At 45.1% G+C, this 14,627-nt stretch carries 7 protein-coding genes; 3 read left to right on the top strand and 4 right to left on the bottom strand.

The genetic code is table 11. From position 1 onward, the window contains the following. Nucleotides 1-150: 150 nt before the first annotated feature. A complete protein-coding gene (gene pdxA, locus RT084_RS10250) occupies nt 151-1,203 on the top strand; it encodes a 4-hydroxythreonine-4-phosphate dehydrogenase PdxA (RefSeq protein WP_312385731.1) in 1,053 nt (350 codons plus the stop codon). A gap of 123 nt (nt 1,204-1,326) precedes the next feature. Here the strand turns inward: pdxA and RT084_RS10255 are convergent, their stop codons facing one another. Continuing rightward, nucleotides 1,327-2,139 carry a M23 family metallopeptidase gene (locus tag RT084_RS10255; RefSeq protein ID WP_076774145.1) on the bottom strand — a complete coding sequence of 271 codons (813 nt, stop codon included), beginning with the start codon at nt 2,137-2,139 and terminating at the stop codon, nt 1,327-1,329. 262 nt (nt 2,140-2,401) lie between these two features. After that, nucleotides 2,402-3,724: an MFS transporter gene (locus tag RT084_RS10260; protein ID WP_312385729.1), complete on the bottom strand. Its 1,323-nt coding sequence runs from the start codon at nt 3,722-3,724 to the stop codon at nt 2,402-2,404. A gap of 129 nt (nt 3,725-3,853) precedes the next feature. Here RT084_RS10260 and RT084_RS10265 point away from each other — a divergent pair, with 129 nt between their 5' ends. Both RT084_RS10265 and RT084_RS10270 read left to right on the top strand, forming a co-directional pair. Further along, a complete protein-coding gene (locus RT084_RS10265; RefSeq protein ID WP_313099801.1) occupies nt 3,854-7,168 on the top strand; it encodes an autotransporter assembly complex protein TamA in 3,315 nt (1,104 codons plus the stop codon). A 160-nt stretch (nt 7,169-7,328) separates the two neighbouring features. Then, complete coding sequence (locus RT084_RS10270; protein WP_312385726.1) at nt 7,329-12,095, top strand: translocation/assembly module TamB domain-containing protein; 4,767 nt, start codon at nt 7,329-7,331, stop codon at nt 12,093-12,095. A 109-nt stretch (nt 12,096-12,204) separates the two neighbouring features. On the opposite strand, the gene RT084_RS10275 is transcribed toward RT084_RS10270, so the two are convergent. Together RT084_RS10275 and RT084_RS10280 are read right to left on the bottom strand one after the other, a co-directional pair. Beyond that, on the bottom strand, nt 12,205-12,828 hold the full coding sequence (locus RT084_RS10275; protein ID WP_159770785.1) for a TetR family transcriptional regulator: 624 nt from the start codon (nt 12,826-12,828) through the stop codon (nt 12,205-12,207). Nucleotides 12,829-12,936: 108 nt separating this feature from the next. Continuing rightward, entirely contained in the window at nt 12,937-14,325 is a 1,389-nt protein-coding gene (locus tag RT084_RS10280; protein WP_312385725.1) for a deoxyguanosinetriphosphate triphosphohydrolase, read from the bottom strand. Between the last annotated feature and the right edge of the window lie 302 nt (nt 14,326-14,627).

The following is a 14,627-nucleotide window of genomic DNA, read 5'->3' on the forward strand; positions in this document are numbered from 1 at the left end:
GTAATCGCTAACCATCATCCGCGTAATCAGGGTTTTAGTTCAACTCATGAGCATGAAACTATTTAATCAAGTTAACAATGCGCCACATGTGATAATGAATTCAAAAATATTAACTGATAGCTTTATCAGTGTTTATCAAAAGGTATAAAAATGACCATTCAAAGTCTTCCCTTAGTGATTACTTCGGGCGAACCTGCGGGTATTGGCATGGATATCATACTGATGCTTGCTGACAGACAGCAATTAAATCTGCCCAATCGCGCTGTCATTGTGTTGGCAGATATCAACGCGCTGCAAGAAAGGTATAGTGAGCTCAAACAAAAAGGCGCTGTAAAAGACGGATTGATGATTCAACAATTAGCGACGCATGAGTTACATGAGTTAAAAGATTTACCGCAAATTGCGCAACCCTCAGCGCATGATACTATTTTGGTGGTGGATGTGCCGACAGCACAACCTGTGGTAGCAGGGCAGTTAAATCCTCATAACGCGGGAATGGTCATCGCACAGTTGCAACTGGCGCATAAGCTCGCCATCAGCAAACAAGTCGCTGCAATTGTCACCGCGCCACTGCAAAAATCGGTGATTATGACTGTGTTGCCAGACTTTATGGGGCATACCGAATTTTTTATGCAGCAGTCGGGGCTGGATAAAGTGGTGATGATGCTCGCCAATAGCCTGATGAAAGTGGCTTTAGTCACCACCCATTTGCCCCTGCGTGCGGTCGCCGATGCGATTTCCCACGAAGAAGTGGCAAAAACCGTTGATATTGTCATCCATGATTGTCAGCAAAAATTTGGTCTCACTCACCCAAAAATATTGGTCTGTGGACTCAATCCTCATGCCGGGGAAAGAGGCTATCTAGGCAGAGAAGAAATTGACATCATCAATCCGGTGTTACAGCACTATCGCGACCAAGGTGTCGATATTAGTTTGGCGATGCCAGCCGATACCTTGTTTACCCAAAAGCATATCGCCACTGCCGATGCCATTATCGCCATGTATCACGATCAGGGACTGGCGCCGCTCAAATCACATGGGTTTGGCGAAACCGTGAATATCACTTTAGGGTTGCCTTATATTCGTACCTCAGTCGATCATGGCACAGCACTGGATTTGGCAGGGACAGGCAAAGCGAGTGCCGATAGTCTGTATCGTGCGATTGACTATGCCAATAACATGGCGACCGCGATTGCCCACTAATCATCCTCACCGATAATTATCCTCACCGATAATTAGGCTCACAAAAAAAGCCAATCGTCATGGATTGGCTTTTTTATTGCGATATTTTAAATAGATTTTTAACTATTTTAAGCAGCTATTTAATTATTTTAAATAACTGGCAGGGTTCACTGGCGTACCCCGATATCGGATTTGGAACTCTACGGCAGGTTGATTCAAATTATTGTCCGTCCCAACGGTACCGATGGTTTGACCTGCTTGCACCGTTTGGCGCTCTTGTACAGCAAAATTTCCCAAATGCGCATAGGCACTAATGTAGTCGCTGTTGTGCTGAATCAATATCAATTTGCCATATTCTGGCAAATCACTACCGACATACAGCACCGTACCTGGCTGGCTGGCGACAACATTTGCCCCTGCTTGTCCGCCAAACCACATACCTAACGTACCTGTTTGCTGGTTAAACGGCCGCAATAGATTGCCATTCGTAGGACGTAACCAACCTTGTGACAAGCTGCTGGTTGGCACGATGACTTGGTTTGGCATCGGTAACGGGGTTGATAAGTTATTGGCTTGTCTAGGTGGGTAATAAGTCGGGTTAGACGGGCGGGATGATTGATTGACCGTCACAGGGCGAATGGTCGTTGGGCGATAAGAAGTGGGACTACTTGCTGAGGTTAAAATCAAGCGTTGCCCTGGATAAATGGTATAGTTGCTATCGAGCCCATTGAGCGCGCCAACCCGACGATAATCTAGTCCATAAGTGGTGGCGATTTTGCTTAAAGTATCGCCGTTTCTAACTATATAATAGTTGGGGACACCCCGTACATACACAGGGCGCTTATCCACGGTCGCGATCTTCTGTGAAGCACAAGCGGTCATCAACACCGCCGTACAGGCTATCGCACTGAGTTTTACCAGTTTGGGCGTGCAGAGTGTTTTATAAGTGGCAAACATAACAGTCATTCCTAGCAAGTGATACAAAAAAAATTACAACAAGTCAGGGTATAGTAACTAACTTTTAACCACTTACAAAGTAACTGGAGTTAACAACAACGTTTCTTTGCCAAACGATAACAAATAGCAACATTTTGGACTCAAATGAAAAAATAGCGCAAAACCCCTTATTTATCCATTGCTTGCCATTCATCCATTGCCTAGCATTGCTAGCTATTTATACTGACTATTTAACGGGGCGATTAAATAGGGCGATAGAGTGTTATTCATGAATCATAAAGGGCTTGGCAGGGCTATATTTTTTTAGTTTTAAAAATAGCCAAATGCCCATGATCAAATTTATCACACCGACAATCGCAAATAGCATCGGCAGGCTCACGTTAACTAGCGTCAAACAAACAATCGAAAAAATCGCCGAACCCACCATAAATACCGCATTTAAAATATTGTTGGCACCGATAATGCGAGCACGGCTTGTTTCCGGTGAATAAGCTTGCATATAAGCGTATAAAGGTACAATATAAATACCGCCTGAGAAACCCAATAAAAACAAATCGACAAACACACGAATAGCACCCTGCGTGGCAAAAATCATACCGATACTATAGTGCGCGTTGTTGGCGAGTGTCGGCAAATGCATCGCTGAAAGCGTGAAATACAAGTCAATCGCAAAAATCGTCAATCCTGCAATCCCAAAGGGCAACAGCTTTAAACTCACTTGGTTTTTAGTCAACGTTTTACATAACAGTGAGCCGAGCGCCGTACCGACAGAAAACAGCGTCAATAAAAATATCACGACGCTTTCATCGCCTAGCAAAATAGACTTGCTAAATTCAGGTACTTGGGTCAAAAACGTGGCACCATAAAACCAAAACCAACTATTACCCAAAATGGTAAACCACATAATCGGCAAACGATATAAATTGGCAATGGTTTGCCAGCTAGTACGAAAGATATTCCAGTCGATGGTCAAATCAGGCTGTGGCGCAGTCATGACGGGAATAAACCGAGAAGCCAAGTAGCCCATAACCGCCACAAAAACCGTCACCCCAGATATCCAAAATAGCGGACTTTCTAATTTCATCAATACGCCAGCCAGCATCATCCCTGTCAAAATAGCCAGTGACGTGCCCATTTGAAACAGCCCATTTGCACCCACCAACTCATCGGTGGTCATGGCTTGGGGTAGATAAGCATATTTGATAGGACCAAAAAACGTCGAATGGGTACCCATCAAAAATAACGCAACAAATAAGAGCGGATAAATCTCAAACACAAACCCAAATGCGGCAACTACCATAATCACGATTTCAAGGATTTTAATCAGCCTTGTCAGCCAAGATTTTTCATATTTATCAGCGATTTGACCCGCCAAGGCGGAAAACAAAAAAAACGGCAATACAAACAGCATCGCCGCCAGATTGTTGAGCAAACTGACACGCATCCCCAATTTTGCCGCTGCCATAAAGGTCAGTACTAAAATCAAACCTTGCTTAAATACATTGTCATTGAACGCCCCTAAAAACTGGGTGGCAAACATGGCACTAAACCGTTTGTATTTAAAAAGCGCAAATTGGGTACTCATGAGCAATCCTAGAAATGTCTGATGATGACTATCTTAACAAATATTTTACAAAGGGTTGCGAAAATGTTTGGTTAGTAAAATGTTTATGCTAAAATCGCCTAGTGCTCGCTCAAGGATTTGATTTTTATCATGAAACCAATAAATTTGCTACCCTCTGGTCAGTCAACCGCATTGGCCGATAACCCGTTTAGTTTTTTTTATGCCAGCTCTCCACTATCGTCCAATCCTTGTCCGTCAAATCCTTGCCAGAGCCCCGCCCATTCTAGCGTATCAAATCATTCGCTGTTTCGCTTGACCCCCATACGTTTGGCAATTACCTTGGTTAGTGTGGGTGTAGTGCCTGCTTGGGGGGCACAAACGCCAATAATGTCAGCTACTGTTAATAGTTTAGCTAATACTTCAGCTCACAGCACAGTTAATACTTTAGCTAATAGCTCAGCGACGAATAGCACGCTAACCACTAGCAGCGCAGCGCAGACCACCGCCAATGACAGCAAGGGTACCACGGCAACGCAAAATGCCACGCCTGCGGCAACTGCGCAAGATAGCATCACTACCGATGCCAATACCGCTCAGCCTTATCTGTATCAACTCAATCAGCAGCGCGTTGAAGATAAAATTGGTCAACAACTCGATAATCAGACTTTGGCAGACTTTAATAATTTTAACCAACCTGTGGCGACGTTGAAACAAAACCAACCTAGTGTCGGCTACAGTAAAGCATTAGATCAAGCCACACCGCAATCGGTTGCCAATCAAATCAACAATAGCAAGCCTGCAAGTGTGAATACTCAATCCCAATCGCATGCCCAAGCGCAAGTCACTGAGCAGCTAACCACCGAAAAACAGAATTTCGACGCGATTAATCAAAAGGTGAGCGAGCAAACCAATTTATCTAATCAAAATACCGCTAACCAAAATATTGCGAATCAGAATCTGACTAATCAAGGCGTCGCCAATGATGCCGGCAATATCAAATCCACCGACACCATCAATCCCAATGATTACTTGCCCGCCTATCAACAGCAAACAACGGCATTGACCACCCCACAAGCCAACTCAACCGTGACAGCAGAGCCGCAAGGCATCGTGGCGCGTTTGAAAAACAAACTAATAGGTCGCGGCGAAGGGCTCAACTATATTGATATCAGCTTTGCCAATGCAGATGCCAAACTCGAGCCTGCGCGTAATATCAAAGCGGCGTTGGAAAAAGTGACCGTCGAATCGGTGTCGGATTTTAATGCCAGTGTGAACAAATTACGCCAAATTGCCAAAGATGCGGCAGAGGCGGTGGGTTTTTATGACACTAAAATCGCCTTTAGGCATTTAGGCAAAGACAATATCCAAGTCAGCTTAGAGGTTGGCAAGCCCGTCATCGTGCAAAATCGCATCATTGATATCCGTGGTGAAGGTGGGGAAGGCGATAACGCGCTGCCGGTGTATCCCGTGATAGAAAAAGAAATCCCGCCCAAAGAAGGGGATGTGTTCAGTCATGGTATCTATAAAGCCGCAAAGGCCACGATTGAAGGCGTCGCGCAAACCAATGGTTACTTCGATGCCAAATGGCTCAATAGCTCGGTGGATATTATTTTGCCGGACAATACCGCGGATGTTGACCTAATTTATGACACAAAGACTCGCTATCACTTTGATGATGTGAAGATATATAGCATTGATAAGCAAGGCAATTTGACCGATGACCCAGATAAACTGCCTTTAAAGCCAAAGCTGATCAAAGCCTTAATGACGTACCAAAAAGGCGATGCCTACTATCAACCCTTTGTCAGCGAATTTACCAACAATTTGACTGCCACCCGTTATTTTAATGGGGTGGATGTGGATGTCGTCATGCCATCAGACGAAGCAGCAAGCGATATCGCATTTGAACAATCGGGCTCGGCGACGCTCAGCAATGCCAACAGCAGCAATACCACAGCGGACAATACCGCGGACACTTCTGATACAGCCGCCGGTATTTCACCCGCCAATTCAACCGATCAAAGTCTCGCATCTCAAAGCAATTCAACTCAAAGCAACTCAGCTCAAAGTCAGTCATCCGAACTTCAATCCGCAGGTACTGTCGATAGCACGACGCAAAAAACCGTCAATCAGGTGCAAGACCCCAATGACATCGCGCCGATTCAATTTGAAGTCGATGACTCGACCGAACAACGTCTCAATGCCATCAGCCGAAAAGCCAAAAATTTATTGGCCGCACCCGAAGATATGGAATTATCACCCGAGGCTGAAAATAAAAGTAAAAATCCGCTGGTGGTCATTGCCAATGCGGTCAGTAAAACGGCAAAAAAACTGGATAAAGACAAAGACTTACCCATCAAACCACGAGAAGACCAAGTCATACCAAAGCTCACGCCACAACAAGTGTATGAAACAAAGCAAATCCCAACCTATGTGGTACTCAATGCCACCAAGCCGCATGAGGCACAGGTGGGTTTGGGTTATGAAACGGACGTAGGCGTGCGCTTGATCGGTAAATACCAAAACAACTTGGTTAACCGAAGTGGTCTGCAGACTGGGGCATCAGTAGCATTATCCAAAGTCGATCAAGCGGTGGAATTTACTGCCAGTTTACCCTATAAGCATCCCCTCAACGATAAACTAACAGGCACAGTCGGCTATCAACACAAAGAAGTTGATGACCTAGTCAACACCTTTGAGGCGGACACGGTCTATGCCAGTATTGCCCGCAATATTTATCATGATAGTGGTTGGAATCGCACCTATTCGCTGCGCTACCGCGGCGATAAACTCACAGTCGATCCTGAAAAATATAGCACCGATAGCTTGCCTTATCCTTTTAACAACTACGCATCGGATTATACCCAACAAGCCTTGTTAGCGGGTTATGCAATTAATAAAACGGTAGCAGACAATATGCTGACGCCAATGTGGGGTTATAGCCAACGTTATTCGCTTGAAGTCGGTGCTAAAGGGGCACTGAGTGACACCAATATGGCCATTCTACGTGCGGGTGGTACTGGGATGTATACTTTTGGCAAAGATAACAAACAACAAGTGATTGGGCGACTGGATTTGGGTTATCTATATAGCGGTGATTTTTATGATGTGCCTTATCGTTCACGCTTTTTTGCAGGCGGTGATTCTAGTATCCGCGGCTACAACACCGATAGTTTAGCACCGACCTATGGCGGCGAAAATTTCTTAGTCGGCGGTGATGCCTTAGCGGTAGGGTCGGCAGAGTATAACTATGAGTTTAGACCGAGCTTTCGTGGCGCTGTGTTTACTGACTTTGGTAATGCGTATGATACAACTGGCGAATATGATAACGCAACGGCGGTCAGTATCGGTACAGGTATCCGCTGGCAATCACCGATAGGCTTGGTACGGCTCGATGTGGCAAAAGGTCTGACAGGGGATAACAACGATGTCCGTTTACACTTCTTTATCGGCTCACCGTTATAATAATTTGGCTAAAAATCACGGCATTATTTTATGCAAGGTTTTTAGTTAAGATTTTTGGATAAAACTTTGCTAGTATGGAAGGTTTATCCAATATACCGCCCATATACAGCGCATAGAACCTGTGTTTTTGTAGTTAGCCAACGATTGATTTGCGATATTAATGAAAGACGATAATAACAACGACTCATTGCCCGAAGATGGCACCAAGCCTGACGATAAATCATTGGTAGATAATGACCTAGACGGTAAAATAGACACTGAAAATCTAGAAACTAAAAGTCCAGACGGTGAAGATTTAGACCCTGCAAAAGAAGAGGCGGGTTGGCTTCGACACTGGTATCGGCAGGGTTTTGTCACCAAAATTGTGATGGTGTTAGTCGTTATTTTGATTGTAATATTGTTAGGGGCTTATTATGCCGTCGGCACCCCATGGGGTACACGGTTACTTATCAATGCCATCGTTCAAGAAACAGGTATCAGCCTAAAATATGGTAAAGGCAATCTTCGCGATGGCATTTGGGTTTACGATCTTAAAATTCCTGATAAACCGCCAAAAAATTATGTCGAAGTCACCGTTGATAAAGCCTATGTCAAAATTGGCTGGCGCGCCCTTATCAATAAACAAGTGCATCTGCGTGAAGCCAACATCAATCGCATGGTCATCACCTACAAAAAACCCCCTTCCAATAAACCCTTTGATTACCCACGCATCGCACTGCCTGTTAACTTAACCTTAGATGACGTAAAAGCAAATTTAGTGCGCTATCAGCAAGTGACCCGCGACCCCATCGATTTTAAACAAGCGCATGTCCAAAATTTTACTTGGTATGATACCCAAATCACGGTTGGCGAAGGCAAATTGGCGTATAACAATTTATTAAGCGTTGATAAAATCAAAGGCAAAATTGACCTGCAGCATGATTATCCGCTGGATGTGACAGGACTGGTCATCGTCAATTCATTGTCAAAAGTGTATGTCGATGCGCTCGATACCCATGCCACAGGCAGTTTGAAATTTTTGACCGCGGATATAAAGAGTAAATACAATAAATCGGATGTTACTGGGCATTTAACGGCGCAGCCGATGGATAAAAACGCGCCATTTAATGCCAAACTTGAATGGAAAGATGTGTTATTGCCCTATGCCACCAGTCAAAACATCCATCTAAAAAATGGCTTAGCGACTGCGAGCGGGGTGACCAATAATATCCAGCTGCGTATCAATGCTGATTTGACTGCCAAAGATATCCCCGATGGCCATTATCAAGGTCGCGGCGTGATTGCCAATCAAAAACTCAGTATCGAATATCTCACGGCTAAAGTCGCGCAAGGGACATTGACGAGTCAAGGCACGATTGATTGGCATGACCGCACCCGTATTGCCCTCATGAATACGGGGAATGGCTTTAAGATTCGTCAGTTGTTGCCAAAAGACATCGCCCCCTATGCGCCAGAGACCTTAACAGGCAAATTAGGCATCGTCTATGATGTGGCAACCGATAAATTGCCGATGCAAGTACGGGCAAATCTGCGCCAAGATGACGGTGAAATTATCAATGCCGATATCCGACAAGCCAAAGGCAACCATAAACCTTATACTATCGATGCCAATTGGCAACGGCTGATACGTCACAATTTACCGAGCATTGGCGAGCTTAACAGTCCCAATGGCAAAGCGCAGGTGATTTTTCAGCCGGCAGACGGCAAGCGACCCAGCAGTGTACAAGCGCAAGTCAATGCCAATATACTAAAGCTCAATCAAGCCCCAAGCGGTAATTACCAAGTCGATGTCAATAAAACAGGTCAGCTGGTTGACATCACTCAATTGCTGTATCAAGGCGTGGCAGGTAATTTGGCAGGCAATGGTAAAATTAAACTTGCCAGTGGCAATCAGCCGTTAGCTTGGCAAATCAATGCCAAAACCAATCATTTAAATGCCCACAGCATTTTAAATAGCATCCCGCTGCAAGACTTGACAGGCAATGTGGTTGCCAGCGGTACCCTGCAACAGCTCCGCCAAGCCAATCGAGCAGTTGTGACCCGTCATGATGTCACTATCAACCAAATTGACATGACAGGGGATTTAGTGGGCGCCAACAATAGCAAAAAACACTTAGCGTTAAAAGGCGCAGGCAAAGTACGTGCCGATCTACTGGGCAATAAGTTATCTTATATCGCCGCCAAATTTGATGGTAGCCTCAACGCGCCAAACGTACCCGCAGGCTCATTTAAATTTGATATTGCAGGCACGCCACAACAGCTCAAAATTAATCAATTTAGTCATCAAGGTAAAGAAGGCTACATCAACGCCAACGGTAGCTTTGATATGACCAATGGTATCGGCTGGCATATCAGTGCTGACATGAAAAATTTTGATGCCAGCTATTTTGTGCCAAGTCTGCCAAGCCAAATCACCGGCACCATCAATACCGATGGCTATTGGCGGGCAGGCGCTCAGTATATTCATATCGCCAATATGAATCTCAAAGGCAGACTAAAAAATCAACCTTTGATGGCAACGGGTCAATTGACCGCAAAACTGAATTTGCCAAAAGACCTCAGCACGCTGCGCCAAGTCATTGAAAATAGCGCCAATAATCAAAAATACGGACAAATCCGCCGTCTTGTTGAAAGTCTGCAAGCCAATAATCTGCTGGTACAATGGGGCAGCAATCGCATCACCGCCAATGGCAACCAAAATCAACTAGTGACCAGTGTCGATATCAGCACACTCAATCAGCTAATGCCGCAGCTAAAAGGTATCGTTAAAGGCGGTATTGTCTTAACCCAAGGTAACAACCAAGCCCTGCCTAACATCTATGTGGATTTAGTCGGGCGTAACATTTCACTGCCAAACTTTGTGGTACTCGATGCCAAAGTCACCGGCAAATTGGTCAATCTTGCCAAATCACCCAGTCAGTTGCAATTGACTGCAACGGGTATCAATATTGCCAATCAACCGCTGCGCTCTTTGCAACTGTATTTTAACGGTACTCAAGACAATCACACCTTGGATGTCAAAGCAGATAGCACCAAAGGACAAGTACAAGCGACGCTCAAAGGTCGTATCGATCTTGCCAAAAAACAGTGGTCGGGTATGCTCGGTAATGGGCAAATTGGTACCAAATATGCCAAGTTGCAACAGCTACAACCCGCACAAATGCTATTTGGCTGGCAAAACCTGAATGTACAAATGGCGGCACACTGCTGGCAAATGGTTGGGCAAAACGGCAGTCTATGTCTAAAAAACAACCTTGTGGTCAGTAATGGGCAAGGCAATGTCGATGTCAGCGTGCAACAAATTGATAGCCAAATTTTCTCTGTGGTGATGCCGCGTGATATCGCTTGGTCAGGTAAACTCAACGGCACCGCACTCGTTCATTGGCAGAAGAACCAACGACCCAGTATCAATGCCAGCTTCTTTACCGATAACGGGGTATTTGGTACCGCCGCACAAACCCCTGAAGAAAATCCAACGACCATTGCCTATGAGCGTATCAGTGTCATCGCCCGTTCAACCGCAGAAGGGCTGAAACTTCGTGCAGATATCAAAACCGCCAATGGCGCGGGCAATGGTTATTTGGACGCCACCGTCAATCCCTATATACAGTCAAAACCGATTTCAGGCACCGTTGTTTTCCAAGATATTGACTTGGCGGTATTTAAACCTTTCTTCCCATCGTTTGAACGCTTGACAGGTAACGGTCTGGTGGCAGGTAAAATCAGTGGTTCATTAATGCAGCCCAAATTTGTGGGCGATATTGAGTTACAAGATGCCGGTCTTAGCATCACAGGCGTGCCGATGCGCTTTGATAAGATTAATGTGTTATCGCACGTGGCAGGCAATCAAGCCTCTATTGATGGGTCTTTTGCCAGTGCAGGCGATGGTCAAGGCACCATTACCGGTACAGTTGATTGGACACGTGAGTTGCAAGCCAAGCTGAAGCTGCAAGGCAAAGACTTGCAAGTGAGCCAGCCGCCTGCGATTTCTGCCATTATTAATCCAATTTTTGATGTGATTGTCAAACCTAGCCAGCGCTACGTGAATATCGTCGGCGTGATTGATGTGCCTCGCGCCACCATTCGCCCCCCTGAGGCCACAGGCAATGTGGTGAGCAAATCCCCAGATGTTAACGTGATTGATAGACGCTTGATGGGTCAGATTGATGATGTGCTAAAAGTCACTCAACCCTGGAGCATCAACGCGGATGTGGGTGTGGATCTCGGCGATCGCGTAAGCTTCCAAGGTTTTGGGGCGCGGTTACCATTGGCGGGTGCGCTGCATATTACCCAGCGCGGTCAAGGCACCATGAAAGCAGAAGGGGTGGTACAAGTATCACGCCGCTCAAAAGTCGAAGTATTTGGGCAAAGCTTGACTCTAAACTTTGCGCAAGTTCGGTTCAATGGTGAAGTGATGAAACCACTGCTAAACGTAGAGGCAGTAAAAGACGTGCAAGGCGTACAAGTGGGTGTCAAAGTCAAAGGCAGCACCAGTGCGCCAAATATTACCGTGTTTAATAATGGCGGACTCAGTGAACAGCAGGCGATGAATGCGTGGGTGACAGGTAGTCTAAATAACAATTCAGGTCAAAATACCAACGAACAAGACTTTAGAAACCGCGTCGACAATACCATTGCCGCAGCAGGGTTAAGTTATGGCTTAAGCGGGACGCGCCAATTTACCAACCAAATTGGTCGGGCGTTTGGGTTGCAGCGTTTAACGTTAGATGCCAATGGCTCGGGCAATGACACCTTGGTCAGTCTAACGGGGTATATCACCCCAGACTTGTTTATACGTTATGGGGTAGGCGTGTTCACCTCGCAGCCTGAGCTCAGTATGCGTTATCAATTAACAAGACGCTTGTATATTGAGTCTAAATCTGCCATCAATAACTCTGTCGATTTGATTTATAACTGGCGCTATTAATGGGTTGATAAACAGTAAAAAGGCTGAGTTAATGCTCAGCCTTTTTTGGTTTCACTGTTTGTTGGTTTCACGGTTTGTTGGTTTTACTGTTTTTTAGCTTAAGTTTTGGTTAAGGACACCAATTACGCACACCATAAAACAGCACTTGCGCCTGTTTGATACAGCGATTGAGATAATCTTGTTTACCTTGTACCTCGGTGGGGTCAAATTTGAGCCATTGATACACCCAAGAAAAATACATATTCACGCCCATATCTGCAATCAACAAGCGTACTTCTTGATTTAAATGTCCAAAGGCAGGTTGCATCGCCAAATCATCGGTCATGATTTGCGCAAACAAGCTGATTTGCTCATCAAGTGCATTTTGCACAGCTTGGTTGCCACCATAGCGCTCAGAGACAATAAAGTGCCAGTGCAATGACGCGTGCTCCACACTTTCTAAAAAGAAACGCACGCTTGAGGCAATTTGCCCTTCATGCGTTCGGGTGCGACCCAGCTGCAAATGATCGCGCAGACTTTGCAGCGTGTGACCGAGTTCTTCATTGACTAAGCAGGTGCCAAGCTCATCGATATCCTGAAAATGGCGATAAAAAGCCGTTGGCACCACGCCCACTTCGCGGCTAATCTGGCGAAGTGAAATCGACGAAAACGCATGCCCTGACCTCGATAACTGAAGCACCGATTGAAAAAAGGCTTGACGGGTTTGGCGTTTTTGCAAGTCACGGCTAGTCATTAGGTATCCAATCAGCGGGTTAAATAAGGAAAAATATTCTAAGCCGAAAACGCCAAATATACAATCGTTGACGATTGACGATTGATGATTGAAGCTCAGCGATGAGGTTTAAATATTCACCGACCAATTGCCCTTTAATGCTTGCGCGAGCCGATAGGCTTCATGATCATTCATGCCAGTCAGCATGTCTAAAATACACAATATATTTTGATAAACATCATCCCCTAATTGCCGACTAACATTGCTTAAATGGGCATTTAATAGATTAAGCAGTCGTAATTGCTCAAACTGAGCAATACTGTCTGCTGAATTACCCGTCAACGCGAGCGGCATAAACGCATCAAGTAGCGTATGTAAACAGCGGTTTGACATGATTTCAACGCGTACTTTGCTTGGATGTTGAAAAATACGGGTATGGGCTAGGCTTTTGGCTTCACTGATACTACTGCGTACATTATTCGGGCAGTAGTCAAATAAGCTGCCCGTCAGCTCACCTGCCAATAAAGCAGCTTGGTTGGCAACAAAGGCATCAGTGACTTTGTCTACCAATCGCCGCATTGCTCGACCCCGTAGCGCGGCTAATTTTTGGCTGATAGGCGCATTGGTCATGACTTCAGGCGGTACGCCAAGCCGTTTACCGACGAGTTTGAGCAGTAGTGGCTCAACTTCATGATACTCTAACATACCCAGTAAAATCCCATCTTCCAAATCAATCAGCGCATAACAGATATCATCGGCGGCTTCTAGCAAATAAGCCAATGGATGCCGCGCATAACCCCTTTGGGTTTTGGGTAATTGCAGCTGCTCTGCCAAATCATGCAAAAACGGCGCTTCACTTTCAAAGCAGCCAAATTTCTTGAGCGTTAAGGGCGAGGGCAGTGCGTCACTGTCACTGACTGGGTTGATAGGGGTGGAAAGATAAGGGTATTTCATAAAAGCGCCCAGCGTTGCCGCTGTCAAGCGCATGCCACCTGCATCAGGATGATGCTCGTTACGGGTCAGCAGTCGAAAGCCTTGCGCATTGCCTTCATACGCTAATAAATCTATTCGCTGGCGTGGGGTAAGCCGCCTTAGATACTGGCGCTGGGCAGGCTGAAAAAACCAATCTCGAATCGCCTGTTCACCCGCATGCCCAAACGGGGGATTACCGATGTCATGTGCCAAACAAGCTGCCTGCACAATGACTCCCATGTCCGAAATCGTAAAGCCGCTTGGCAAGTCATTACCGAGTTTCTCCGCGCTCATCATCCCTAGTGAGCGCCCAATACAAGATACTTCAAGCGAATGGGTTAAGCGGGTATGAATACCCATCTCATGGGTTAACGGATGCACTTGGGTTTTTTGATTCAATTGGCGAAAAGATTGCGAAAAAACCAGCCTGTCATAGTCCTTATGAAATGCCGTCCTTGACATCTTGGATTGGGTAAACTGATTGCTATGATAGATAGGTTTGGCAGATAACAGCGCTTGCCATTGCTTGTGTGTATTTTTTTTCATTATTATTTTCAGTCTTACAGAAAAATGGGGTGAATGGGATTAACTAACTAGCTAATTGATTCTAGCTAGATAATTGATTATTAACCAGTTTGGATGAATATTTTTTCAAAAGTTTGATGACACTATACCATTTATCGCAAAAAATGACCAAATAGGAATTTTTCTGATAAAACAATTGTGTAATTTTTTATTATTGTTATAATTTAGTAACAAATACATTGTAGAATGTAATCAATATAAGATAAATGTAATACCAAACCCAATAATTAAAGCACTGCCCAATGACGAGCAGTGAGCGACTT

Origin of the sequence: Moraxella sp. CTOTU48717 (assembly GCF_032057165.1) — a bacterium.
GTDB classification, from domain to species: Bacteria; Pseudomonadota; Gammaproteobacteria; order Pseudomonadales; family Moraxellaceae; genus Faucicola; species Faucicola tetraodonis.